This window comes from Vampirovibrio chlorellavorus, from assembly GCF_003149375.1.
Taxonomy (GTDB): Bacteria; Cyanobacteriota; Vampirovibrionia; order Vampirovibrionales; family Vampirovibrionaceae; genus Vampirovibrio; species Vampirovibrio chlorellavorus_B.
On sequence record NZ_QFWH01000003.1, the window covers coordinates 62,628 to 88,762 of the forward strand.

The 26,135-nt window shown below is 55.2% G+C and carries 22 protein-coding genes and 1 tRNA gene; 12 read left to right on the forward strand and 11 right to left on the reverse strand.

All coding sequences use genetic code 11. The annotated features are described in order from the left end of the window. Positions 1-57: 57 nt before the first annotated feature. The 4 genes from DF283_RS04855 to ribH all read left to right on the forward strand — a co-directional run bounded on the left by DF283_RS04855 (position 58) and on the right by ribH (position 5,268). Complete coding sequence (locus tag DF283_RS04855; RefSeq protein WP_303673600.1) at positions 58-2,358, forward strand: tetratricopeptide repeat protein; 2,301 nt, start codon at positions 58-60, stop codon at positions 2,356-2,358. A 193-nt stretch (positions 2,359-2,551) separates the two neighbouring features. Next, on the forward strand, positions 2,552-3,370 hold the full coding sequence (locus DF283_RS04860) for a riboflavin synthase (RefSeq protein ID WP_303673601.1): 819 nt from the start codon (positions 2,552-2,554) through the stop codon (positions 3,368-3,370). Positions 3,371-3,421: 51 nt separating this feature from the next. Further along, positions 3,422-4,729: a bifunctional 3,4-dihydroxy-2-butanone-4-phosphate synthase/GTP cyclohydrolase II gene (locus DF283_RS04865; RefSeq protein ID WP_303673602.1), complete on the forward strand. Its 1,308-nt coding sequence runs from the start codon at positions 3,422-3,424 to the stop codon at positions 4,727-4,729. A 50-nt stretch (positions 4,730-4,779) separates the two neighbouring features. Further along, positions 4,780-5,268: a 6,7-dimethyl-8-ribityllumazine synthase gene (gene ribH / locus DF283_RS04870; RefSeq protein WP_303673603.1), complete on the forward strand. Its 489-nt coding sequence runs from the start codon at positions 4,780-4,782 to the stop codon at positions 5,266-5,268. A gap of 58 nt (positions 5,269-5,326) precedes the next feature. Here the strand turns inward: ribH and DF283_RS04875 are convergent, their stop codons facing one another. Then, positions 5,327-7,114: a vWA domain-containing protein gene (locus DF283_RS04875; RefSeq protein ID WP_303673604.1), complete on the reverse strand. Its 1,788-nt coding sequence runs from the start codon at positions 7,112-7,114 to the stop codon at positions 5,327-5,329. Between the two features lie 258 nt (positions 7,115-7,372). Between DF283_RS04875 and DF283_RS04880 the strand changes: the two genes are divergently transcribed. The 6 genes from DF283_RS04880 (at position 7,373) to DF283_RS04905 (ending at position 14,150) form a co-directional block, all read left to right on the forward strand. Further along, positions 7,373-8,674 carry a hypothetical protein gene (locus tag DF283_RS04880; protein ID WP_303673605.1) on the forward strand — a complete coding sequence of 434 codons (1,302 nt, stop codon included), beginning with the start codon at positions 7,373-7,375 and terminating at the stop codon, positions 8,672-8,674. Positions 8,675-8,769: 95 nt separating this feature from the next. Beyond that, entirely contained in the window at positions 8,770-9,210 is a 441-nt protein-coding gene (locus tag DF283_RS04885; RefSeq protein ID WP_303673606.1) for a hypothetical protein, read from the forward strand. A 163-nt stretch (positions 9,211-9,373) separates the two neighbouring features. Beyond that, positions 9,374-11,281, forward strand: coding sequence for an ankyrin repeat domain-containing protein (locus tag DF283_RS04890; RefSeq protein WP_303673607.1), 1,908 nt, complete (start codon positions 9,374-9,376; stop codon positions 11,279-11,281). Positions 11,282-11,629: 348 nt separating this feature from the next. Further along, on the forward strand, positions 11,630-12,346 hold the full coding sequence (locus DF283_RS04895; RefSeq protein ID WP_303673608.1) for a hypothetical protein: 717 nt from the start codon (positions 11,630-11,632) through the stop codon (positions 12,344-12,346). A 5-nt stretch (positions 12,347-12,351) separates the two neighbouring features. Further along, the gene (locus DF283_RS04900; protein WP_303673609.1) at positions 12,352-13,191 is read left to right on the forward strand and encodes an ankyrin repeat domain-containing protein; all 840 of its coding nucleotides are present in this window, start codon (positions 12,352-12,354) and stop codon (positions 13,189-13,191) included. 212 nt (positions 13,192-13,403) lie between these two features. Continuing rightward, positions 13,404-14,150, forward strand: coding sequence for an ankyrin repeat domain-containing protein (locus DF283_RS04905; RefSeq protein ID WP_303673610.1), 747 nt, complete (start codon positions 13,404-13,406; stop codon positions 14,148-14,150). A 211-nt stretch (positions 14,151-14,361) separates the two neighbouring features. Here DF283_RS04905 and DF283_RS04910 read toward each other — a convergent pair. The 10 genes from DF283_RS04910 to DF283_RS04955 all read right to left on the reverse strand — a co-directional run bounded on the left by DF283_RS04910 (position 14,362) and on the right by DF283_RS04955 (position 23,868). After that, a tRNA-Asp gene (locus DF283_RS04910) sits at positions 14,362-14,438 on the reverse strand. A 415-nt stretch (positions 14,439-14,853) separates the two neighbouring features. Next, positions 14,854-16,365 carry a hypothetical protein gene (locus DF283_RS04915; RefSeq protein ID WP_303673611.1) on the reverse strand — a complete coding sequence of 504 codons (1,512 nt, stop codon included), beginning with the start codon at positions 16,363-16,365 and terminating at the stop codon, positions 14,854-14,856. A gap of 17 nt (positions 16,366-16,382) precedes the next feature. Beyond that, positions 16,383-17,123, reverse strand: coding sequence for a hypothetical protein (locus DF283_RS04920; RefSeq protein ID WP_303673612.1), 741 nt, complete (start codon positions 17,121-17,123; stop codon positions 16,383-16,385). 44 nt (positions 17,124-17,167) lie between these two features. Then, on the reverse strand, positions 17,168-17,749 hold the full coding sequence (locus DF283_RS04925; RefSeq protein ID WP_303673613.1) for a GNAT family N-acetyltransferase: 582 nt from the start codon (positions 17,747-17,749) through the stop codon (positions 17,168-17,170). A 5-nt stretch (positions 17,750-17,754) separates the two neighbouring features. After that, a complete protein-coding gene (locus DF283_RS04930) occupies positions 17,755-18,066 on the reverse strand; it encodes a hypothetical protein (protein WP_303673614.1) in 312 nt (103 codons plus the stop codon). Positions 18,067-18,072: 6 nt separating this feature from the next. Next, positions 18,073-18,393 carry a hypothetical protein gene (locus tag DF283_RS04935; RefSeq protein WP_303673615.1) on the reverse strand — a complete coding sequence of 107 codons (321 nt, stop codon included), beginning with the start codon at positions 18,391-18,393 and terminating at the stop codon, positions 18,073-18,075. A 430-nt stretch (positions 18,394-18,823) separates the two neighbouring features. Continuing rightward, positions 18,824-19,429, reverse strand: coding sequence for an acyltransferase (locus tag DF283_RS04940; protein ID WP_303673616.1), 606 nt, complete (start codon positions 19,427-19,429; stop codon positions 18,824-18,826). A gap of 23 nt (positions 19,430-19,452) precedes the next feature. Beyond that, positions 19,453-20,448: a Gfo/Idh/MocA family protein gene (locus tag DF283_RS04945; RefSeq protein WP_303673617.1), complete on the reverse strand. Its 996-nt coding sequence runs from the start codon at positions 20,446-20,448 to the stop codon at positions 19,453-19,455. After that, positions 20,445-21,710 carry a nucleotide sugar dehydrogenase gene (locus DF283_RS04950; protein WP_303673618.1) on the reverse strand — a complete coding sequence of 422 codons (1,266 nt, stop codon included), beginning with the start codon at positions 21,708-21,710 and terminating at the stop codon, positions 20,445-20,447. Before DF283_RS04950 ends, DF283_RS04945 begins: the two co-directional genes overlap by 4 nt. Before the next feature lie 754 nt (positions 21,711-22,464). Continuing rightward, positions 22,465-23,868, reverse strand: coding sequence for a hypothetical protein (locus DF283_RS04955; RefSeq protein WP_303673619.1), 1,404 nt, complete (start codon positions 23,866-23,868; stop codon positions 22,465-22,467). Between the two features lie 276 nt (positions 23,869-24,144). Here DF283_RS04955 and DF283_RS04960 point away from each other — a divergent pair, with 276 nt between their 5' ends. Continuing rightward, positions 24,145-25,143, forward strand: a complete 999-nt coding sequence (locus DF283_RS04960) for a Gfo/Idh/MocA family oxidoreductase (protein ID WP_303673620.1) — start codon at positions 24,145-24,147, stop codon at positions 25,141-25,143. Between the two features lie 26 nt (positions 25,144-25,169). Continuing rightward, on the forward strand, positions 25,170-26,120 hold the full coding sequence (locus tag DF283_RS04965) for a Gfo/Idh/MocA family protein (protein ID WP_303673621.1): 951 nt from the start codon (positions 25,170-25,172) through the stop codon (positions 26,118-26,120). Positions 26,121-26,135 lie beyond the last annotated feature (15 nt).

The following is a 26,135-nucleotide window of genomic DNA, read 5'->3' on the forward strand; positions in this document are numbered from 1 at the left end:
TAATAGGCTTTGTCCGCTTGCTTCGGCTGGCTTGTCCTGTTAGAGAGGCTGCTTTTGATGATGATGTTCTTTGTACGAACGCCCGCTGTGACCAAGCGTCTGCTGTGTCTGGCCCTGTTGGCCGCCATGATGGGGGTGCCCCTGCTTTCCACTTCGGGTGGGGCTTTTGCCCAGCCTGCGGTGCCGCCTTCCTACACCCCGCCGGATGATTACAGCAGCACCGGCAATCTGGATGAATACGCCCAGTTTTCCCAGCAGGGCAGTGATGCCTTCAACAAGGGCCAGCTGACGCAGGCCATTGAAGCCTTTGAACGGGCCCTGACCGTGGCCCCCGAGCCCAGCCTCCCAGTGGTTTACAACAATCTGGCCGTGGTCTACATCAAGCGGGGCAACTATTTCCACGACAAGTTGCGGCAGGATCAAAACGCCCTGAATGATTTTCGCAAGGCCTATTTTTACCTTAATTCCGCATGGCCGGAGGGGGCCGAGCGCAAGCCCCTGCACGAAAAAAACCGGCAAGTGGCCAAAGAGAATCTAAACATCGCCTATCGCAATCTGGGCATTAACGGCTCGGATAAAAACAAGCATTTGGAAATGGCCAAGCAACTGCGCCTACAGGGTAAATTCCCGGAAGCCATTGTGGAATACGAGCTGACCCTGGAAGTGGACAAGAAGGATGCGGTGGCGGCCAAGGCGCTGGGCGACTTGTTTACGGTGGTCAACCTGCCGGAAAAATCCAAAAAATATTACGCGCTGGTGGTGAATGATGTGGCCAGTCCCGGCGGGGCCAAGGCCGTGGCAGGCATCTCTCAGGCCGATACGCTGGTGCAACTGGGCAACGCCCAGTATAAAACCGGAGAAATCGACAAGGCCGTGGTCAACTTTGACAAGGCCCTGACCATCGATCCCACCAATGTCAGCGCCCTGAACATGCTGGAAAAAATCTGGCAGAACGAGATTAAATTCAACCCCAACAGTGTGTTGGGTCACGCCAACCTGGGCAGTGTTTTCCAGAAAAAGAAGCAGTTCGAGCAGGCCTATCAGCAGTACAACGCCGCCGAGCATTTCGCGGAGATGGATCGCAACACCCCGTTTGAAGTCAAAAAAATGATTCGGCTGAACATGGGCACCCTGTTTCAGCAGCAAAAGGATTATCAAAAGGCCTTAAGCGCCTACAACACCGTGTTACAGGTGGACCCCCGCAATTTGCTGGCCAGCTTTTACAAGGCCACTGTCTTTCAGGAATCCGGCAATGTGGACGGGGCCATTCAGGGCTACAACCAGGTGCTGACCATCGATCCCAACTACGCACCGGCTCAGGAAAAACTGCTGGCCCTCATCAAGCAACAAAGCGATCCGGCCCGTTTGGCCGCAGGCCTCAAACAATACGCCGATCGTTTCCCCGGGAACGCCACCGTGCAAGCGCAAATTGGGGAAGAGTTTCATAACCGCAAGGACTTGGACAACGCCGCGTTTTTCTATCAGCGGGCTTTAAAGCTGGATCCCAAGCTGGCGGGCACCTGGGCCAATTTAGGGGCCATTTATCAAACGCAGGGCAAGCCTGATCTCAGCGCCGATGCCTTCCAAAAAGCACAGGCTCTGGACCCGGCCAACGAAACGTTTAAGCAACTGGCCCAATCGGCCCGACAAGGGTTGGGATACGAGGCCTATCAACAGGCCGTGCAACTGCAGCAGCAGGGCAAGTCCAAAGAGGCCCTGCCGCTGTTCCAAAAGGCCCTGAGCTTTGATGATACCCCGGAGATCCACGCCGCCTATGGTATCAGTTTGCAATCCGCGGGCGAGCTGGACGCCGCCATTGCCGAGTACCAGAAGGCTATGGCTCAGGACGCCAGGGAGCCGGATTACGCCTACTATCTGGGCACGGCTTATCATCAGAAGAAGGATTTAGCCAAGGCTCAGGCCGCCTACCAGAAGGCCTTGAGCCTGAAACCCGGCTACCCGGAGGCCAAACAGGCGCTGACTTCCATTGAGCAGCAGGCCGCCTCTCAGGATTTGGAAAAGGCCATTGAGGCCTACAATCAGCAACGGTATCCGCAGGCCTTGGCGCTGGTGGATCAGGCTTTGGCCAAAAACGGCAAGGACGCCATGGCCCACTATTACAAGGGCCTCATTCTGGATGGGCAGAAAAAACCGTCACTGGCCGCCCAGAGTTACCGGCAGGCCATTCAGTACAACCCCGATTTTACCGATGCCTACTATGCGTTGGGTGTGGCGCTGGATACGGCCCGGGATACCCCCGGCGCCAAAACCGCTTTTGAGCGCTTTTTGGCCTTGTCCGGCAGTAACGAGGATGATTTTGTGAAATACGCCCGGGAGCGGGTCAAGGCCCTCCCCTAGGCGACTGTCGGAATGGGATGAAAGCGCGGTCAGTCCCTTGAAAGCTGGACTGAAGCAGGGCGTTTCTCAAGGCGCTGAATATTTTCAGGAGAAAATTCAGTATCGGTTCGGGTTTGTTTTCATTACAATAGTCTCCAAGGGAAAACTGAAGAACCGCCGTCAATAAGAACCGCCGTGAAAGAGATCCATCCCCATGTTCACAGGACTGATTGAAGAAGTGGGCTGTATTGCCCAGGTGGAAACCAACGCCGCAGGCAGCCGCATTCGGGTGCAAGCCCGGCGCATTCTGGAAAACGTCGCTCTGGGCGATAGCATTGCCGTGGACGGGGCCTGCATGACCGTCATCGCCTTTGATGATGGGAGCTTTAGCTTTGAGGCCTCCCCAGAAAGCCTGTCCAAGACCAATTTTTCCAGCTTTCAGCCCGGCAAGCGGGTCAATCTGGAACGTCCTCTGACCCCCAGCAGTCGCATTGGCGGCCATTACGTGACCGGACACGTGGACGGGCTGGCTAAAGTCCTCTCCCGGGAGGTGCAGGGCAACAGCATTGTGTTTACCTTTGAAGTGCCGTCTGAGGCCATGGCCGCCCTGCTGGTACCCAAGGGTTCTGTGGCCATACTGGGCATCAGCCTGACGGTTAACACGGTCAGCGAGAATCGCTTTACGGTGGCCATCATTCCCCATACCCTCAGTCACACCAACCTGGGGGATTATCAACCCGGTAATGCGGTGAACATTGAAACGGATCTATTGGGCAAGTACGTGCAACGCCTGATGAGCGGCCAGCAGGCCGGAGAAAACCCCTACTGCGCCCCGCCGCAGGATGGCCTGAGCGCGCCAGCCTTACAGCCAGAGTTGACCTCGGTGTACCCCACCCACGCCACGGTAGAAGAGAACATCTCCATTGATGCGCCTTCGTTGGCCCCGGCGATGAATTCCATTGGCTTAACCCGTAAGCCGCCCGCCACCGCTCAAATTCACACGGGTAGCTGGTTCAATCACGATCCGGAATAGGTTCCCCACCCCCGTTATCCGGCTCCCGGTATCGCTTTCAAGGAGTGCCCCATGACAGAACACCATTCCGACCCGCTGCCATCCGATGACAGCCACAGCATTTTCAGCACGGTGGAAGAGGCCATCGAGGCCATTCGCAACGGGGAAGTGGTTATTGTGGCCGATGACGAGGACCGGGAAAACGAAGGCGACTTTATTTGCGCCGCCGAAAAAATCACCCCGGACATCATCAATTTAATGGCCGCCGAGGGCCGGGGCCTGATTTGCCTGACCCTGACCCCGGAAACCTGTGACAAGCTGGCCTTGAGCCAGATGATTTCCCCCTCGCAGGACCCCTTGGGCACCGCCTTTACCGTCAGCATCGACGCTTCCACCAAGTACGGGGTCACTACGGGCATTTCCGCCAGTGATCGGGCCGTGACCATTCAGGTCGCCGTGGCCCCGGACGCCACGCCCTCCGACTTGCGCCGACCGGGCCATATATTCCCCTTGCGGGCTCGACCGGGCGGAGTGCTGGAGCGGGTGGGCCAAACCGAGGCCAGCGTGGATCTGGCCCGACTGGCTGGTCTGCAACCGGCCGGGGTCATTTGCGAGATTCTGAACCCGGATGGCACCATGGCCCGCCGCAACGAACTGGCCGAGATCGCCCAGCGGCTGAACATGAAATTTATTACGGTGGCCCAGCTGATTAATTACCGCCTGCGTAAGGAAAGCATGGTCACCCGGGAGGCGGTGGCCGAGATGCCCACCCGCTACGGTGATTTTAAAGTGTACGCCTACCGCAACCACATCGATGGCTCGGAGCATTTGGCCCTGGTCAAGGGGGATGTCAGTCAGAGTGGCGATGAAAGCCCTGCTGATGAACCGCTACCACTGGTGCGGGTGCATAGCGAGTGCCTGACCGGGGATGTGCTGGGCAGCCTGCGCTGCGATTGTGGCGATCAGTTGCATGCGGCCATGGCCGCCATTGAGGCCCACGGCAAAGGCGCTTTGGTCTACATGCGCAGCCACGAGGGCCGGGGCATCGGGCTGCTCAATAAAATCAAGGCCTACGCCCTGCAGGAGCAAGGGCTGGATACGGTGGAAGCCAATCTGGAAATGGGCTTCTCCGCCGATTTGCGCAGCTATGGCGTGGGGGCTCAGATTCTGCTGGATTTGGGCATTCAGTCTTTCAAACTGCTGACCAACAACCCCCGCAAAATCCGGGGACTGGATGGGTACGGGCTGGAAATCGTGGATCGGGTGCCCATTCCCAGCATTCCGCACAGCCATAACCAGCAATACTTAAAAACCAAGCAGGAAAAGCTGGGTCATTGGCTGAATCTGGATTCCGCCAATCGCGCCGCTAACCCGGAATAAAGAACGACTCCAGAACGAGAGAACCGCTGAACGCAGAAGGATTTGCATCAATGCCAAACGTGTTTGAAGGGAAATTGATAGGCACCGGTCTGAAGGTCGGCATTGTGGTGTCCCGCTTTAATGATGTGATCACCGAAAAACTGCTCAGCGGGTCCATCGGGGCGTTAACTGCCCACGACGTGGCTGATGCCGATATCACGGTGGCCTGGGTGCCGGGGGCCTTTGAATTGCCGCTGGTGGCTTCCAAACTGGCTTTATCCGGTCAGTTTGACGCCGTGATCACCCTGGGTTGCGTGATTCGGGGAGCCACCACCCACTACGACTACGTGTGCAACGAGGCGGCCAAAGGCATTGCCGTGGCCAGCCAGAAAAGCGGTATTCCGGTGATTTTTGGGGTGATTACCACGGAAAACATTGAGCAGGCCATTGAACGAGCCGGTTGCAAGGCGGGCAACAAGGGTGTAGACGCTGCCATGGCCGCTCTGGAGACCGTGAACCTGCTGAAGCGCCTGAAGGGCCAGCAACTGGTTTTGTCCTGAATTCCCGCATCCAGAGTTCCTGACAGATTTGCCGCGGCGTGGTACGGCGTGTTTCGCCTTACCTGCCGCAGGTATTCTCATCGTTGGAGAGATCCAGCCCGTATCGATCCGCGGTGCTGAGCAGGGCCAGTTTCTGGATTTCATAGGCCACACTGTCGAAAATGGGCCCGAGGGAAGCAATGTCTCTAGCGAAAAAGCTTTGCCCGTTGGGGGTGGCATCGGCCATATCCCTTGTCAGTGCTTCATCGGCTTGAATTAACCCGACGGCAAACAGGGTAGTACGCTGGTTTTTGGGGGCACCACAGCCCAACTGGCTTTGGGCAAAGTCCCGCAGTCCCCCGGAGCCGAACGGGCCGTTAGAATTGGGGGCTTGATTGGGGGCGGGCTCTCCATCGGTCATCAGCACGATAATGCGTCGCTGAATGCTGGGGTCTGCCAGCAATTGCTGTTGGGCTTCCTTCAGAGCAAGGTGGATATTGGTTGCCCCTTCCATACCGACCGCAAAGGAACTGTTTTTGGTGGCGGGATCCGCGCGATTGAGCCACAGCATTTTTTCACGGATGCGGTCAAATACCACGTGCGGTTTTCCCTGTCGATCGGTTCTGACCACTGCCGGTTGCAGTGGCCCCCCATAAAGCAGAGCGGGGGCGAAGGCCCAGGGAAAATAGCCGATCTTGATGGCCTTCACCACGCTGGGACGCTCTTCCAGCTTGAGCAACAGTGATAAGGCCGCGGTTCTGGCCGCTTCAAACCGGGAGAATTTGTTATTAACCACTTGAGACCACTGTTGTAGATTTTGCTTTTCCTGGCAGAATGGGACAATATAATTTTGCCGGGCGTACTTAGATTCAGCGTCGCCTTCCAGCACCCAATCCCGGTCAAAAATATAGGCCAGGCGCTTGTCAAAGAAGGGGGAAGCGGCAAGCCAGGCCGCAGAGTCTGCCGGCATGTCACATTTGAACAGGTTGTTGCTCCCCAGATAGGATTCATTGAAGGGGGTGGCCGGATTGGGATCGCTTCCGTTCTGGCCGGCCATATTCTGCAGGCTGACCAGGTCCAGGGTTGCGTTATTCCACATATCCAGGGGCTGGGCAACCGGATCCGAGATTGCCGGAAAATCGTAGCCCCAATCGGTGACAGTGCCCGGGGTGGGGAAAGGCTTGTATCGGTACCACAGGAAGGGTAGAGCAAAACTTAGAGATTTTTGGGTTTTCTGATCGCCACTGATATTGGGTGGCATTCCTTCTTTTGTGGCACTGTTGGCCATGGAGCCCGATCGGTCCAGGGCGATTAATACCCCGGTTTTTTGTTGGGGTTGATTGGCCAGGCCTGTAAATTTGTAAAAGTTGACCGGCATGGACAACAGCGGCTCGTTGGTTGGGGATGCCCCCTTTTCATAAATATTCAGTACGCCTTTAAAAAAGGAATAGCCATCCGGCGGTTTGTTGCCACTGTTGGCCTGATTAATGGGCATCGCGGACCATTGATAGGTCAGGTTGTCCTGGGTGGCCTCACATCGATTGTAGGACCGCACACTGCTGGGCAGGGCAATGTTTGTGCCGGTCCCGGCGGGCAGGCAATTAAAGCTGGAATAATCCCCGGAAAGCACCTGATTGGCCAGATTGGTGGCCAGAATGCTCTCCTTGTTTTTAAAACCGGTTGTTTGGGCGGCAGAGCCCTTCCCGTTGGGGCTCATGGGCCCACCAATGGATTTAACCATGGGCACCAGCGCCAGTGCCACAATGGCCATCACCAATCCCAGCTCCAACAGGCTGAGACCCGTGGAGGCATCCAGTCGAAGGCTGCTATTTCGGCGGAGGCTGCTATTCAGCTTGTGTGGGCGCATGGGGCAACACTCTTCTTTCACTGCCTTCCTACCGGTTTTGTGGAGATTGATTTAATATCGGCGCGTTTGACATAAACTTGAGTCTGGAATGAAGTTTTGTAAAATTCGTTAAACTTTAGCCCGTCCCGGGCCGATAAACACCCAATAATATCCAACACTCCAGCACAGTGCTGCATTCAGTTTGTCGTATCCCGCCACCACTTTTGATCCTCCAGATGAAGGTTTTTGGACCATGGGCATTTTTTTATGATGGGATTTATGAATGCTAAATTCAAATTGATGTGGTCAAAGCGCGCCAAAATTCGGGCCTTTTCGGCGGAAGCCGGGCAGGGCGGGCTGATTGCCATTGCCGTGGTGCTGTTGATCACCCTGACGGTGGGGGGCGGCTTGTTGGGTAGTATGACCCAGCAGAACGCCAATCAGGCCATTTTAACCGCCCAGAACGCCCAGGCGTACTACGCCGCCCAGGCGGGCGTTCAGGAAGCCATTGCCACCCGCATGCTGCCTCGCAGTAACTACCTCAATTTTGACAGCAACATTGATCCTGTGGACGGGATTCCCTATTTCCAGAAGGCTTATTTTGCCACGTCCGGGCGTATTTCGCTGGACCTGAACAACGATAACCGGGTGATTGCCAAATACCGCTACATGGTACTGGGCGGGGATAGCGCCCGCGTCTCCAGAAATCAGTATTTTTCGGGGACGGTTCCCAACAAGGAAGATCCTTATTTACTGAGTGTGAACAAGATACCAAGCCCCTTTCTGGTGGTCAGCGAGGGCATCATCTGCCATGCGGACGCCCAAATTGGCAAGGCGCTGGTCAATAAATTTGAAGGGATGGGCGCTTCCAAACTGCTGGACGGCGCTTGCGCCGCTGGCGCGAGGCGTGATCAGGTGATTGTGGTGGCTCAGATCAACCTGCAGAATCCGGACGGGGTGACCCCGGACAAAGTGGTGGGTCAGCAGGTGTTTAAAAACCCTCAAAAAATTAAATTACCGGCGGGCACTTTTGTCCCCGGTTACGGCTGGATGGACGCCAATTCTGAAATTAATTTTGACACCATGTGGCGGGCCAACCATCAGGCCAACAACACGGGCGATAAAAACCCGTTAACCCTGAAAAAAATTGTGATTTACAACTTTACCGAAAATCAGGTGATTCAGGATTGCGACGTAACAGCCCCGAATACAACCAGTTGTGGTGCCACCATCACCAATATTCCAAAGCAAGCGCTGGCTTTTCGGCTTTATTTCAACGGGCCCTTTGACTTTCGTTCCATCTCGCCCCGAACCAATTTGCGGGACAATTCCCTGCAGGATTGCAAGGGGGCCAATGCCATTAACTGCCACGTCCGCATCATGAAAAACAACACGGCTTATTCCTCCAATATCGTGCTGCCCCTCTATCCCGGTGGAACCCAGGTCATTGTGCTACCCCCGCTGAGAGCCTACAGCAGCAACGAGATGTTCACCCTGAACGTTGACACCACCCAAATGCGCTCCTTTAACGGAGAACGTGGAAAAGTGGATTACAGGATTCGGTTCAGGGCCTCTAACTAACCCATCCTGACCCGTCCGGCCTAACCCACCCGAATCGATGAACCGCTGTCCAGACCCCGAATTGCCATACTGACAGCCAGGTCCCGTGAAATGCCATGAAAAAAAATTCCGAACCGCATGAAGTTGCCCGCTACTTTTTCCAGACCCTGCTACAAAGCCAAGTGCAAGTGTGCTGGGGCTTGTTCACGGATCACTCCCAAAAAGAGTTTGTGCAGTGGACGATGAAAGATATTTACCAGCAAAATCCCAAGGCTGCCCAGGCGGCTAAGTTGGGCCCCCCTGAAGTCAAGCTGATGTTTGAAACCAACAACCTGGATCTGGTGCTGCGCTTCTGGCGGCGATTTGTCCGGCAAAGTCAGGCCGCCCAGTTCGCCCGGTACGGGTATTTTTCCACCTTGTCCATTCAGGGCAAAACGGCCACCGTGGAAGCGCACCTGGTCTTTCCCAATGGTCAGGAGCAGCGGGTCAACCTGATCATGGTGAACGAGCGTGGCGATTGGCGCTTGGGTTATCTGGAATCGAATATGCCGTTTTAACAGGCCATCCGGTTCCCGGGTTTTGGCGCTGTCAATATTACCAAGTATGAAGTTGTGGTGGCCGCTGGCAATTGAATGCTTTGAGAAGCATTTACAATAGAGTCACACAATGTCCGGCCCCTTGGAGGGCTTCTGTTCCATAAGCCCTGTTGCGTGGATATCCATGATTTCGCTTCCGCCCAGCCTGTTTCGTCAAGCCAGCTCACCCCGCCGCCCCGATGGCGCACCGAAGCTGTTGTTTCAGGGCGCTTCCAGTGCCCCCAAAAAGTCGTCGCCGCCACAAGATACGTTTCAGTCCAGCCGGGGGGACGAGCCCCACGAGGGCTCCCGGGCTACCTCTCCGGCGCCGGATCGGGAGTCGCTGGACAATGCGGCCTGTGACCGTGACAATGACTCCCTCTCCCGTTTTTTGCAGACCATGGGCTACCTGCCCCCGCAGCTCGGCCACGGAAATAATAAAGCGGCGGGACTAAACCCCAATTTCTCCAATGAGTTCGGGGATACCTTGCTGATGCTGGCCGCCGGTATGGGCAATGCCGAGGTGACCCGGCAGCTGGTGGCTCTGGGCGGACAGGTGAATGCTCAAAACGCCTCTTTCAAGAACTACACCCCGCTGATTATGGCTGTTCTGGCCAAGGCCCCGGACTGTGTCGAAGCGTTAATGCAATCCCCCGAGCTGGATTTGAATCTGGCGGATACGGAGGGGAACCCGCCGCTGGCCTATGCGGTGGTGGTCAATCAGCCCGAGATTGTGGACATTTTGCTCCAAAAGGGGGCCAATCCCAATCAGGCCAACTACGATGGCCTGACCCCACTGGCGCAGGCCTGTGGGCTTGAAAGCCTGAGTATTCTTGAAAAACTGCTGGCGGCCAAAGCCGATCCCAATCGGGTTGACCTGGACGGGGATACCCCCCTGTTGATTGCCACGGCCCGAGGCAATCACAAGATGGTAGAGGCCCTGTTAAAGGCCAAGGCCAACCCCAATCACTGGAATGACTTTGGCATGGGCCCCCTTGGTTTCGCCATGATTCAGCAGAATGAGAGCCTGGCCCGGCTTTTGCTGGAACACGGCGCCCAGCCGGATGCCATGAGCAATCTGGGACATACCCTGCTGACGGAATTATGCCGGATGGACGTCCCGGAGGCCGTGGCGTTGTCGCTATCCCTGGGGGTGGATGTCAACCAGCCGGATTTCTATGGCGTGACCCCCTTGAAGCAGGCCATTCTGCACAATCAGCCCCGGGTGGTGGCCAAATTACTGGCAGCGCCCGATTTGACAGAACGGAGTGATATTGAACGAGGCTGGCAGGCCTTAAAAGGCCAGGACGCTCTCTCCGAGCAGGCCTGTGAGGCTTTGTCCAGCTACCTGACCGCCCCTTTCTTTGTGAACCCTTTGAGAGAGAACCCCGGGCTCAATCTGGGCCCCCTCTTCAGCCGGTTCGCCCGGGTCAGCCACAATTTTCGAACCAATCCACAGCTGATGGCCTTCCGGCAGCAATCTCCCGAGGGGTACAGGCAATACTGCGCCCAGTACCTGATTGATTTGATGCACCCCCCGGACGCGGATGAGCATGAGACTGCTGAAAGCTCTTCTGGTCATTTTCAGGGCCCCTTGCCCCCCACCACCCCCACGACCCCCACGGCACAGGCGGAATCTCGCCAGACGCTCCCCCGGATGGTGGCAGGCACTCACGCCCTGCAGACTCCGTTGAATTCCCGCCGAATCCGGGAGAATCTGGAGCGCCGTCTTTCCGAGCTGAAGCAGGAGCGACCGGCTTACTGGCGGCAAATGCGCGCGGATGAACTTTACCGGCTGTTTAATAATCATGAGGCCATTCAGGCGGCCCGACAGGATCATCCCCAGGATTACCTGCTGGCCAGCAAGGCCTTTTTGGGCTTGATGATGCACTGCTTTGCGGAGATGGATGAAAATCCGCTGTTGACCCGCAGATTAACCCCAAAGAGCTATCAACGGTTTTTCAGGGCGGAGCTGACCCATATGCTGAACAAGAAACAGTTGCATCCCTTGTTGAGCGATTTTGAGCTGCATAGCCTGTTGACGCTGCCCTGAGGCATACTGTTTGCGTCGTCTTTGAGTGTGGGCTTGCGTTTCTTTATTCAGTCGATGGCGGAGCGCGCAATTTTATCTTTGCGATGTTTTGTTTACACTGTCCGGTAACTGTGTGCAAAGCCTCGGCGTTGGCTCTCCGCATGGTTTTGAGACGGCTCCTGAACGCACCCGTCTGAGCAGTCCTCTGAATACGCCTTAGAACAAAAGGCTGGAATCCTGATTCACGGTTTGTCGCCGCCAATGCCCTTGCCTGACTGACTTGCCTGTCCTTGAATGAAGCCTCTGTCTCTGAAAGAAGTCCCTCTCCCTGAATGAAGTCCCTCTCTCTCTCTCATGGATGACCCCTTGATGCTTGAACCTGCTTCACCCCGGAAAACCGGTACCCCTCCCATTCCCCCAAAAACGCCAGAAAAGCTGGGGCCATTGGGCGAAAAGCTGCTGAAAGGTAAATCGCTTCAAAAAAGCGCCAGCCTGAAGGGGCAATTAAATTTTGACCAGTTCATCCGCACCGCAAAGCCACTCCCTCACGCCGGGCCGGTGGCGTCTGCCGGGCCGGACAGGGTGCCGCTGGATGTGGAAAAGTCCGTTGAGCCGGGTCAGGTGGCCGAAGCCCTGTCGATTCTGGAGCGTGGCAACCGGCATTTAACCAAAAGTTCAAATATAAACAGTTTGCGGGCTCCGCTGGAGAGCCCGGAGCTTCAGCTGTTTGCCCAGCAACGGCACGGGGCCCTGACCCTGTTGGCTCAAGCCGGAAACTGGGCCCCTCGGGAGTCCTTAAACCTGTATGAGCAGGCCGGACAGCTGGCCTGGGCCTGTTTGAAGAATTTGACCGATCCCCAGTATTTTGAGCCCCCTGAAAATATCGCTCCCATCCTGGATTTTTACATTCAGACCCACCCACAGGTAACTTACGGGGACCTTCAGGAGACCATGAACTATCTGGAAACCTGTTATGAAGGCGGTCTGGAACGCTATGCCAATTATCGTGAACTGAAGCAAGCCGTTGCGGCCAGGTTGCGCCCCGTCCGCAGGGGGCAGACCGGGCCCGGTCCGGCGGAAGGTTGACCCGGATGGAGGCACAAGCACTGCCATCTGGCGCGCCACGAAGGGCCACCGCCTCGCCCCGGCCCCAACCCCAACCTTTGGCCCCGGATGCCCAGTGGCCCGAGGTGGTGAACCACACGGATGTGTTTGTGCGCTGTTTCGGCAGGGATCTGGGACGCCATCCCCAGCTTAGGGATGTGTTTTCCCGCAGTCCAGAAATTGGCAACGCCTTAAGCGATCATTATCAGGCACGGTTGAAAAAAGCCGCTGGACAAGGGCTAACCCAGCTGGTTCAAAACATGGTGGACTGCCTTAGCGGCGTCGATCGGCCCGCCTTCTGGGGGCATCCGCTGGTGGCGGCTGCCGAAAACGGGCATTGGCGTATTGTGAACAAACTGCTGGGTCAAATTCCTGCGGGACAAAATCCGGCTCACATCGCCGATGCTTTGGAGAATGCCGCCGCCCGGGGGCATCAGCAGGTGGTGACTGCCTTGCTGAAACAGACGGACATCAAGGACGACACCGTGGCCCTGGCCGTGGCCTTGAGACGCGCCGCCGGTGGAGGGGCTGAGCCTGTGGTGACCACGCTGCTAAGGGAGACTCCGGTTCGGGACGATGAACGGGCCATTGCTGCCGCCTTGAAAGAGGCTGCCCAGTATGGCCACCCGGCTGTGGTTTCGGAATTACTGACCGCCAGCCCTGTGGCCCGGCAGGAAGCACTGGTGAATGAGGCCTTGACCCGGGCGGCCAGCTACGGACACCGCTCGGTGGTGCGTATCCTGCGGCCTCATGCTCGGCAACCGGGACTGGAAACCTTGCTGGAGCAGCTTTATATCAGCAGGCGCTCTAACCGCTTTTCCCGATAAGGGGCCAATAGCGCCCCACCGGCGATGGGGTGAGACAGGCTGCCGGAGTACCGGCAATAGCCCGGCCACTGATCCTGCTTAGGCACGCTGAGCGGCGGTTTGGTTTTAATGTTTATGAATCAGGGGGGCGCCCTGATGGCAGTAGGCCCATGAAGGCGTCCTGAAAAAATTCCGCACGCAAAAATTCCTGCACGAAAAAAGGTTTTTTTAACATGTTTTCAAACGTTGATTCCAGAGTCGGTAGCGGTTGGTTGCGCCCTGCCTCGGCTCCTCGTATTTCTGCCCCGGTTTCTCTCACGGTTTCTCCATCCGCCACTTTTCCACCAGCCTCGGGAGATTCCAGAACTTCCGCCCTACTACGGTTTGCCGGGCCATCGGAAGCGCTTTGCCTTGCCGCCCAAAATGGGGATTTTCGTCGACTGAGGTCGTGCCTGCGGGCAGGGTTTAATCCTGATTTTGCGGACTCTCTGGGAAACCGAATCCTGCACTATGCCGCCGAATATCAAGACAGAGAGGCGGTGCAGGCATTGATCGGGGCAGGGGCTCAGGTGGATGCGCTGGATGGCAGTTTTCACCGCAGAAGTCCGCTGATGATTGCCGCTCGCCGGGGGGCGTTGGATCTGGTGAATCCCCTGCTTCAGGCTGGCGCCAACCTGGAATTGCCGGATAAGGTGTATGGCTGCCGTCCCCTGCATCATGCCGCTATTGGCGGGCATGTGGCGGTGGTGAAAGCGTTGCTGGATGCCGGTGCGCTGGTTACCGCCAAGGATTACAAAGGGGCCACGCCGTTGCAATTGGCCCAGCGGAAGGGGCATACCGAAGTCGCTCAACTGCTGACTCAGGCCGAAGCCGCTAGTCTACCGTCTTTTCCGGTGCCTTTTCCGGGGTTTCCCCTGCTGCCCCTTGTTTTCCCTGAGTCTATTTTTGGGGCCAAGCGCCCCCGACCTGGTGATGAATGAAATCTGGCGGCGCTTCCTCGTTTTTGGGCCCGAAGGTAGGAGTCCGTTACAGCATATGGATGCTCTCTTCCAATCACTCTTTCTATCTCAAAATCTTTTCTAGGTAAGATCTTTTTAGTCTATCTCTGCCAACAAAAAAGCCTTCCGGTTCAAAACTCGGAAAGCCTTCTGGTGTCTGTGTTGCCAACTTTTATAGTTTTTTTGTGAAAAGTGGCGGGGTGGACGGGGCTCGAACCCGCGACATCCTGCGTGACAGGCAGGTACTCTAACCAACTGAGCTACCACCCCGCGTGGGGAGTTCGTTTGAGACAACAGGAAATTTATAACATAGCCGTCGGGGGGACACAAGCGAAAATCTTTCAGATTGACTGTAAATTACGGTTAAAATCTGGAAACTCAGGCTAATTCATTTTGTGACCTAAAGGTAAAAAAAAGGCCGCATAAAGCGGCAGACTAAAAGAGGGGGGATGTAGGAGTTATTATAAGAGAACTTTCTGGAATGTCAGCACGAGGTTATGGCACTTTGGCCCGTAAAAGCGCCTTAAAGTCAGGCTAAAAGCGAACTTAACAAATATTTGTTTATTTATTTTTATGTTTCAATGACTATTGAAATGTGGTGGGGAAGTCGAACACAGCCATAGTCTGCCTGAACCTGAATGGGTGCTTCCCCAAAGCAAGCCCTGCCTAGCACAGCCATAGCGTTTTAATATCCCGTGTAGCGATTGCCGGGCCGATACTGGGGCGAACGTCGGGATTTGACCGATACGGGCAAAGAACACTTCTGCATGACCGCATAGCGCAGGCAGTCCATCACATCTTCGTACGGATGCTCCTGCAACGGGGTCTCCGACTCGGCAGAACTGTATCGATACCCCCCTTCAAACGCCTCGATCAGTTTTTCGCAGCCATAGTCTACCCGCAGGGCCGGGGTATTGCCCATCAGTCGAGACAGTTGAACCCGCATTAGTTCCAGTCCGTCCTTGATGGGAGAGCGATCGAAAAACGGAAAAATACCCATGCTGTTTAAAATCTCAATGCTGGTGCGGACGTTTTTATCGGATCGTTGGGCCCCTGCCGGGTCGCAAATATCCTCCACCGGGACACCGGCATAGTGGGCCTCGGTGACAGCCTTCACCTGCTGGGCGAAATCGGTCAACAACACCTGAGCGCCCACCACCTCTCGCAGCACCAGTAGCCGATCCTCACTATCAAAAGCCAGAAACAAACAGGCCGGGCAATGATAGCCAAAGTCCCAACTGCGAATGAGCCTGGTGGGTTGGAAATCCTGAAAATCTCCCTTGTTGGCCTCGTTGAAGTTGGAAAAAACCCGGTTCTTCAGGGACAAATGGTAGTTGATATCCAGCTCCCGGGCCAGCTCATCCTCGCTGAGCCGCTGCGCTTGGGTGGCGTACCAGCTTTCATCCCGTTCCGGGTGGTCTCGCCAATGCATCCGCAACACCTTGATTTGCCCGGAAAAACGCAGTTCGGCAAAGCGGTTGTGCCTGCCATAGGGGGTGCCCACCACAATGCGGCTGGGGGTGGACTGCCCGGCGGAGGCGTAAGCGGCGTCCTGGGTGGGCCAAAAGGGGAACTCATCGAACAGCACCGCCTTGTAGCGTCCCCCCCGCCCGAAGTTCTCGTTGCTGCTCTCCCCGGTGATGGTGTTGCCGTTGGTGGGGTTCAACAAGCGCAGCACGTTATCGTGAACGCTGTCCTGAAAGCCCGCCGGACGCATCCAATGGGGTAACCAGCTAAGGTTGTAGCGCAGTTTCTCCATCAGGGTGGATAAATCCCCCTTGCGATCCACGGCCTCCTGTTTGCGGGAGCCCAAGTGGAAGTTGGCCCCCTCCCGAAACAGCCAGAAATACTGGAAGGCCAATAATACCAGCCAACTGAGGCCCATGTCCCGGCTCTTTTCAATCAGCATGTCCTCTCCGGTCTCAATGGCCCGCACCAGTGCCACCAGCGCCCGTTCCTGAAAGGCGTAAGGCACAAACGGCAAGTGGGGCTGTTCCTTGCGGGGATCGAACGTCCAGCAAAAATGACGAAACCAGAAGCGCACGTCCCGCTTGCACCAGGCGAGCAGTACATCCTGCAATTCCGGGTGGCGCTCCGCCGCCTGGTACAAGACCAGACGACGGGCTATCCACTGGCGGGGGGCTTCTTGAGTCGTGTCTAAAGGAGTTGAAGGGTCTGAATGGACTGACGAGGGCACGGCTTGATGCTCCACGCTCAAATGCCCATCAGGGCCATGGCGATTTGGCTGCTGGCCCGCAGGGCGTTTTCCCGATCAACGCGATTTTGCTCGGACTGGGCCAGGGCATCCTGACGGCTGGCCTGCAATGCCAGATTGGCCTTTTGCACCGCCAGATCGGTGGCCCGCTGGCTTTCATTCAGCAACACCCCGCTGCCGTTGCTCTGCAAGCCCCGGGCCTGATTGTTCAAGTCGGCCAGATAGTTTTGAAACAGGGCAAAGCGACGCACCCGGCTGTCCTCATCGGCCCGAAACAGATCCTCGCCCAGCAGGGCCGCCTGTTTGCTGGCATCGGCCAGTTGCCCCAGCCGATTGCCTTCCATCTGGGCCAGTAAATTGGTGCCAAAGGTGGCGTTATAAGCGCCGCCAAAGCGCTTGGCCAGACTGGATCGGGCCTTGGCCAGTTGAGCGTCGGCCTGGGCGTTGATATCGGATGACTGCAAATCGAAAAAATCACGGGAGCGTTGATTGATGGCCTGTTGCCGCACCGGATCGGGCTGGTTCAGCTCCTTAGCCAGTTGTTGCAGGCCCTTCAGGCTTTCCTCCACGGTTTGCCTGGTGGTGGGGTTCAGGTAGCTCTGAAACGTTTGCTGACCGTTCTGGGTGGTGGTCACATAGCGATCGCCGGTGGGGCTGTTGAATTCCACCCGGGTGATGGGCGGCGGGGCAGACACTTTAACCACCTTGGTGGTACTCTTTTTTTTGCGTCCGAGTGACATGGTTGGCTTCCTTCTCTAATTAATCAGTACGACTTATATAGGACTTAATGCGGCTGATGATTTCGGGGATCAGCGCGTTTGGGCGATTGGGATAACATCCGGGGCCGCATCATCTCCCGGTAGCGCGTGGCGCTAAGGCTGTAAACGGCCACGTCTCGCAGCAGGCCGCTCACGGCAATATCCTGCCGGAACAGAGCCTCCCGCTGAAAGCCAAAGCGTCTGCAAAAGCCCGTGGCCCCCCGGTTGTGGGTCTCCACTTCGGCCTTCACCTTGATCAGCGCCAACTCGTCAAAAGCGGTTTGCAGCAGGGGACCCAGGGTTTGGGCCACGCAGCCCGCTCCTCGAAAAGCCGGATGGCTGATCCCGTGCAAAAAGGCGTGCCGTCCCGGTTGTATATCGGACAGCGCTCCAATGGCGCTGATGCTGCCATCGGGTTGCACGAACACCCACAGCCAGGGCATGCAGGCCGCCGTGTTCTGCCACAGGAGTTCCACATCCTCCGTCAGACTGTCACTGCGGCTGGCGTCATCCAGCAAGGTGTCCCGGTGCAGGCGCAGCAAGTGGCGAATGCCCGGGGCGTGGCGGGCCAGTGCTTCGGGTGTGGTCAACTGACAAACCGGGCTCATGGGGGCTAGGGCTCCCAGTCCTGAATGTAAGTGCGCACCCGGTTCAGCAGTTCCTGCTCGCTCAGTTGTTCCAGATCGGCTGGATTGAGTGGGGCGTCTGTTTTTTTGCCCTTCCCGCTGGCAGGCCCGCTGGGACTCTCGGTGGGGGTGCGCTTTAAAATCAAGTCCACCGCCCAGATTTTGTCTTTCATGCTGTCAGAATCCAGCGCCTCATCGATGACGCCCAACACCCGCTGGTAGCGATCAGAGAGGGCCTCCAGCAGGTTTTTGAGCTTGGGCAGTAATCCGGTTTGCGGAAGGATCTTTTTCGGTTTCATAAAATTTCATTCCTGTGTTTGGGCGCGGGCCAGTCGGCTCAGGTAGTCCAGCGGGGGCTCCTTGCTCTGGCTGATGCGCGCGGTGTACTCACTGACCAGAATCCTGGAGGTGCTGGGGCCTTGCGCACCTTGCACCCTGTGGGCCTGTTGCCAGTCGGCAAGGGTGGTCGGCGTCAGGCTGCCCTGAAGGCTGTTGCGTTGTACCAGGCATTTGAACTTGCACCGTTTGCAGCGTTTTTTATACAGCAAAGCCTTTTGGGTACTGTGGATGCGGATTTCCAGCGTCTTGAAAAACAGACTTTGGCAGTGGGCGCATTGGTACGGCATGGTCGTTCCCCCGGTTGGTTCTGGTGCCGCCTGCGCGGAGGCGGGTGGTTTTAGTATGCCCTTGCTTGTTTTGTTTTCCCAGCGAAGCAAATTTATGAATTTAGGATGTGCATCCTAAAAACCTTTTTTATTCATTTATTTTTCCCTTTGAAAGGGGGCCAGCCCCCTTTGCATCCCCCGCTGGGGTCGCCTGCGCCCCCAGCCCCCTCCAGAAAAGGCCGCAAGTAAAACGTAATGATGAGGTGTAACAGATTAAGACGTGTTAAGGCGTGATCTTCGAATGGGGCAGACCCCATTCGAAACCGAGGCAAGAAAACGAGATGTTATTCAATGTTCAGAGAGAATGCTCCCTTGAATTCTGGAGGGGTTTGGGGGCGCAGGCGACCCCAACAGGGGTTCATAAGGGGACGGCGTCCCCCTGGGAAAAATTTTATTCCGCCACCACAGGGCTGAGCGTCTTATCATTCTCTAAATGATAAACACGCTTGCACTCAATACAGCGGGTTGTATGTTCTGCGTCAACGGCGGGTAAGGTTTCTCCGCAATAACAGGCCCAGCCGTGTTGACGGGCGGGATTCCCATATACCAGCGCGTAATCCGGGACATCCCTTGTCACCACGGAACCCGCGCCAATCAGGGCATAGCGCCCCACCGTCACGCCACAGACAATGGTGGCATTGGCCCCAATAGAGGCCCCTCGTTTGACGTGCGTTGGCTTGTAGAACTCTTCGCTGTTGCGAGTAATGGCGCTACGCGGGTTAATAATGTTGGTAAACACCATGCTGGGCCCGCAAAAAACATCGTCCTCCAGCGTTACACCGGCATAAACGGAAACATTGTTCTGGATTTTGACGTTATTGCCGAGTGCCACTTTCGGGCCAATTACCACGTTCTGGCCAATCTTGCACCGCTTGCCAATTGTGACATGGGAAAGAATATGCGAAAAATGCCAGATAGCCGTTCCTTCCCCAATCTGGCTGGGTTCATCCACGTAGCTGGACTCATGTACAAAATAAGGCAAGTCTGTTTTCAACATATACTGCTTCTTCTTAAATCATTTTAAACGGGTATTCGGGTGGGCATTGTTTGATCCAACAGGGCTTGAACGGCATTGAGATGCCGAACAACCTCCAAACCATTCTGGCCACTGTTAGGCAAAGTCACCGAACGATCCCGGATCCCGGCCAAAAACGCTCTGGCCTCTAAAGTCAGAAGCTCATCCGGCATTCCGTATGCAATAAATTTCAGGTTACCCCGTTGGATGTGATGGATTAAACCGCCTTGGCCTTCCATTGCGTAATCCAGAATCGCCAGTTTTTGACCAGCGGGTTTGGCATCGTCAAAAATGGCTATTTTTTGGGTGCCAATAACCACGGTCTCATGTTTTTTCTCCGGGGCCAGCCAACTGACCTGAATACTGGCCTGCCGCCCACTGTCTGTCTGATACCAGGCGGACACCGTGTCCGGCAAATGGGGACGGCCCAGCACCGGCATCCCGATGGCGGTGCTTAGATGAAACGGTTCATTGAGCAACAGGCTCAAAATGGATAAGTCATGGGGGGCCAAGCTCCACCAGCTATTTTCCTCATTACGAATTTTTCCTAAATTGGTGCGGGTACACTGAACAGAAAGAATATCGCCCAGTGCGCCTTCGTCCATCAAGGCCTTGAGTCGTAACAAGCCGGGGTGATACATCAGCAGATGGCCGACCGCCAGCGTGAGTCCCTTGTTCTCGGCCGCCTGTACCACGTGTTCGGCATCTTCTGTGCTAAGCGCCAACGGTTTTTCAATCAGCACATGGCGGTTGGCTTGCAGGCACTCTAAAGCCACTTCCGCATGGGTAACTGCCGGACTGGCAATGATGACCGCTGGGGCAGGACAGTGATTCAGGGCCTCTTCCAGATTGCTATATACCGGAATCTCCGGATAATTTTGTTTCAAAAAATCCTGATTGGGCAAAAAAGGTTCGCAAACGCCCGCCAAAGCGTCCATCTGGTTCAATGTTCTGGCCCAGTTGCGCCCCCAGTAACCGCAGCCTACCAATAGCGCCTTCATAGCAGCACTATTTTCTCACGGGGACTTAACACTGTTGCGCAAGCGTTGCGGGTGTCCACCACAATGGGGCTGTGCGTGACAATCCACTCCCAGTCATAAACGCTGTGACTGGTAATGATGACTACGCAATCAACCGCCTGCAATAACGCTTCGGTCAACGGTTGCGATACGTGCGTTTTACCGTGTTTATCCTGAATTTCAGGGACATGGGGATCGTTGTACAGTACTTTCGCCTCATCGCCTTGCAGAATATGGAGCAGATCTAACCCTGGAGAATGCCGCCAGTCGCTCAAATCCTGTTTGTAAGCCATCCCTAAAATCAGGACTTTGGCCTTAAAAAGCGGCTTTCCCTGTTTACCCAGAGCCTTGATAATTTTTTCCCACACAAAATGGGGCATATGCGAATTAATCTCACCGGCCAGCTCAATAAAGCGGGTGTGAAAATTATATTCCCGAGCCTTCCAGGTCAGATAATAAGGATCAATGGGGATGCAGTGCCCACCCACTCCGGGCCCCGGATGAAAGGAAAGCATTCCGAAAGGTTTGGTGGCCGCCGCCTCAACCACTTCCCAGATATTGAGGCCCATCTTATCGCACAAGAGGGCCAATTCATTGACCAAGGCAATATTCACCGCCCGAAACGTATTTTCAAATACCTTGACCATTTCAGCGCAGCCCGGCGAGCTGACCGAAATAATATCTAAAATGCTCTTTCTGTAAAAAGCCGCGGCTACCGACTGACACGCTGGCGTGTAGCCCCCCACGACCTTGTTGGTATTGTGGGTGGTGTAGCGAGCATTGCCCGGGTCTACCCGCTCTGGGGAATGGGCCAGAAAAAAGTCCCGACCTACTATCAATCCACTGGTTTCCAGGATGGGCAGCATCACCTCTTCTGTGGTTCCCGGAAAAGTGGTGCTTTCCAGGGTGACAAATTGTCCCGGGCGAAGTCTTTGAGCGATTTCTCGGGTGGCATTTTCAATATAAGAAATATCCGGTTCGTGGTTTTTGGTCAGGGGGGTGGGCACGCAAATGATGATGACATCGGCCTTTGCCAGCAAGTCAAAATCGCTGGAGGCGGATAACCGACCGGATGCCACCAGTGGTGCCAGATCCCTGAAATCGACATCGCTGATATAACTTTCTCCGCGGCTTAGTTGAAGAACACGGTCTACATTGATATCCAGACCCATCACCCGAAAACCGATTTTGGACACGCAAACCGAGAGCGGTAACCCCACATAGCCCAGGCCAATTATGGCCACTTCCGCCTCCAGGGCATTAATTTTTTTAATTAGTTTTTCTTGAATTAAACAATTTTTAGAGTCGGAAGAGGGTTGGACGTCAATCGGTGTGTGACTATTTAAAGAATCTTGAATGCCGGAATTTAATTGAGATTCTATCCAGTCTGGGGTCATCTGGGCTTTACCTGCTTGAGCTTTCCGCATCAGGGATCGAGAATTGTTCTAGTGCAAGTGAGCAGTCATCATACCACACCCGGGGTGACCTAGTTAAGCAAAGTTATGAGTTACAGGATGTAAATCCTATAGACCTTTTTTTCATTATTTCTTGCATTCAATTTTTCCTTCTTTTCAAAGCAGAGGGATTTTTCTTTTTGAAAGAGGTATTTCCCTTTGAAAGGGGGCCAGCCCCCTTTGCATCCCCCGCTGGGAGCGCCTGCGCCCCCAGACCCCGCAGAATTGAGAGCGGCATTTTCTTTCATAGTTTAAAAAGTATTATGCTTTGTTGGTTCGCTTTCGAATGGGCATTGCCCATTCGAAGACCACAGCCTTCAAACAGCCAGGAAGCTAGATATCAAGCGTATTGTGCTGGCGAATTTTCTGGAGGGGTTTGGGGGCGCAGGCGACCCCAACAGGGGTTTTTAAGGGGACAGCGTCCCCTTTGGGAAAAGATAGGCAAAGAACCTCACTTTTCACAAAAACGCTACTGCAAGACTACCCCCAACAGGGGGCATAAGGGGACAGCGTCCCCTTGGAAATAACAAGAAAATTTCAAAGGTTATCCGTTATTGGCAGAGGCTGGAATCTTACCCCGCCGTTTTAACCACCGCAACCAGGTGGGTCGGGTATCTGGCTGCTTTCGCTGTTCCTGCAACACCGTCCAGATGCGATCAAAATTACGGCCATCCATCATGCCCCATTCCGGGCCACAGGCCTTTACCTGCAAGGCGGCTTCATGGTAAGCGGCCTCACTGGCCAATATGGCGTTTAATCGGGTCATGGCCTCTTGCAAAACGGGCGTGGTAAAAACACAAATGGCCGTATCGTAAGTGGGCAGTTCAAACCGATACATATCGTAATTGACAATGGGCTTGCCACACATCAACCCCCACCGGATGGTGCTGGAGAACACGGAAACAAACACATCACACTTGGGGATCAGCCGTATCAGCCATTCATCGGTGACCTCATCGGCCAACGTCCGAATCATCTCCAAATCAGAGTTTTTAACCGCCGGATGCACGGATACCGTAATGCGGGCCTTGGGATGGGCGGCCCGGCAACCGGCAAACAGGGTTGCAATGGCCTCACGGTAGGTGGAAAACTCCGACTTGCCGGGGTACTCCTGATGGTAACTGGGGGGCAGGGCAACCAGAATCGCTGGCTTTTCCGGGTCAATGAAAGAAGCCTTTTCATAAGCGGTTTGCAAGGCCGGGTTCCCGGTCAGTTCATCATAAACGGCATCGGCATAGCAGGAGCCGGTCATGATGCGTTTGGCGGCGGGTACTTGCTCTCGCTTGTAAATACGCTCCATGGCTTCCGACTCCACCAGCAACACATCGGCCACCCCGCCATGCACAGCCCAGGGCACCGGTAAGTCCATGCCGGTGGCCAGTCGGGCCAACACAAATTCCGTCGGAAGCAGGGTGATATCGCCGTAAGGCGTTGATTTAATCCAGTGCTGGGCATGCGCCCTCAGAAACGCGCCGTTCTCGTTGTCGGGCACCCGATTCAGGGCGTTTTCCCGGGCCTTGTTTTCAATAAATATATCGTAATCGCGCATTTCCCCAATGCCAAAGGGCATTTCAATGACCTGAATATCACACCGTTTGGCCGCCGCAATCAGTGGCCCACAGCCCCCCGGACCATCCTCGCAAACCACCACCAGATCCACCGCTTTTTCGGTTAGTAACCGATGACAGGCAACCGCTTGCCTTAGCAGCAAGTCCCGGTAACTGGCGTTGACGGTGACTTTTTTTAAATGGTAGGCGGACGTAAAATGGCCACGCCATTTTTTCCAAAACCTGTTTGCGGAATAAGACGCTTCGGTCTGAAGTTGATCACTGAGGTCCTTCAGGATTTCAAATTTGGCGTTCAGAGTCAGCGCGGATTGTCGCAGCCTGCTGTTGACCGCTTCCGTGTCGTTAAAAGAAACGATCAGTACCTGTTCGCCGGTGGGCATTCGCCGGACAAATTCCTCCACAATTCGAACCTGTGAAACCGAATAAACAGCAAATAAAATCATGGGGAACGTACGGTCTCTCTTATTGCTTAATTGAACTGTAAGCCGTGTCCAACGGTCAGAATGCTTGAGGCTTTCCCGAAAGACAAACCATTTTGAGCCTCTTTAGCAAAGCGTATCAAAATAGTTTTAACCCGCTTTTGGCATTAGAATTTGAGAGTTCCGCTGCCTTCCTGCATAATAGAGCAAATTGTGTCAGTGATAAAGGGTGACGGCATGAAAGTATTACTGGTTGCTTTGGGGCGCATGGGCTGCCGTTATCGGGATGTCCTGCAAAAACATTTTGGTGACGGGTTGTCCCTTGTCACCGTGGATCCCCGGCTGGCCACCGATACGGCCACCAACCATTACAACCGGCTTGAAGAGATTCCAGAGACCCTGCGCTTTGATCTGGCCATAGACGCTTGCCCCAATGAGAATCGCCTGTCCCGCTTTCAGGAATTTCTGAAACGAAACATTCCCTATCTGGTCATTGAAAAACCGCATGCGGCGTCCCTTCTGGAGTCCTCCCAGATGATTGCCCTGCTGGAAGCACATCCTAGTCCGCCCAAGATATTAATGCCCTTTTATGAGCGCTACGGTCAGCACTACGCCCCTGACACACTGGCTCAATTGAACGCTGGCCCCCTAAAGTCTGTGGTTATTTCCTCCGGGGCCATTGGGCTGGGATGCAACGGTATCCATTATATCGATTTGGCCAATGCCCTGTTTGCTCAGGAGCCAACAGAAATTTACGCCCGGCTGCTGACCGATTCCGTGCCCAGCCCCCGTGGACCGCAATTTATGGATCACGCGGGCACCATACTGGTTAATTACCCGGCGGGGGAGTTCATTCTGCACATGCGACCGGATTCCTCGGTGGGCTCCAACATCACCTTGATCTACGAGCATGGCAAAATCCAGCTGCTGGAGCAAATTGAAATGGCCTGGCACTGGTATCGACAACCGGACGCTACCTGGGACGATCCCTTTTACCGCACCCACCGGGAGCTGAGCATGACTCCGCCCTGCGCCTTTGAAAAGGATCTGGTGGATCGCATGATGCCACAAGCCATTCAGGATCTTTTAAACGATCGTGTCGTCCCGGATATTTACGATGGCCATCGGGCCTTGCGGGTGATAGCGCTGGCCATGGCCTCTCATCTGGACAAGCGTCCTTTGTCCTGGAATACCGAGGACAGCCCGGTGAATGCCTTGACCTTTCAGTTTACCTAGTGATCAAGTTTGTCGGGAGTACCGAGATGACCGTAAAAGTTGCCTTTATTGGGGCGGGTAGTATCGCCCAAAGCCATCTGGATGCCGTTCGACTGGCGGGTGGGGATGTGGCGGGCGTTTGCACCCGTTCAGAGGGTGGGCAGCGCTTTGCTCAAGCCAATGGGATTCCTCACTATGCGTCCTCTCCGACCCAGCTGATAGAGGCCTGCCAACCGGACGCCGTGTTCCTGCTGACCCAGCCGGCAGCCTATTATGACATCCTGAAAGAACTGCAGCCCTTTAACCTGCCGGTACTGATTGAAAAACCCTTGGGCAACCGGGTGGCGGACGCCGAGCAACTTCGCCCGGTTTTGCCGGATAAAGTGTTTGTGGGCTTAAACCGGCGCTTTTACGGCAATATTTTGCCCCTTGCGGATATGATTGCCGATGAGCCGCCTTTTATGGCTCAGGTCATTATGCCGGAGCGGGAAAAAGATTATGGGCAGTACGCCGATGCCGATATTCGTAACCACTGGGATATGTTGCAGGGCATTCATCTGGTGGATCTCATCACCCACCTGGCAGGCGGTTGTGAAAGTGTATTGTCTGGCCTGCAGTGGGGCGCTTTACCCCTGACCGAAACGCCGCAGTACACCCTGGCCTTGTATCGCACTAACCGGCAGCATCATGTGTCTTTTCTGTCCAATTTTGATTCTCCCGGCGGGTGGCGAGTTCACCTGTTCCTGAGCAAAAAAGAAATCATGATTTCCCCCCTGGAGAAAACCGTGATCCGTTCCCTCAGTGGGTTTGAGGAACTCCCGGTGGATGTGCGGGATCAGCAGGCCAAGCCGGGTTTTCTGGCCCAGACCGAATGCTTTTTTGAAGGGGTGCAAGGCACTCTGCCCGCCAACTGGGTGTCTTTTGACACGGCTTTGGAATCCATGAAAACGCTGGAGCAACTCTTTCAAATCAAGGCTCCGGCTTTAACCCATTTTTAATCCCTTCATTTTTCC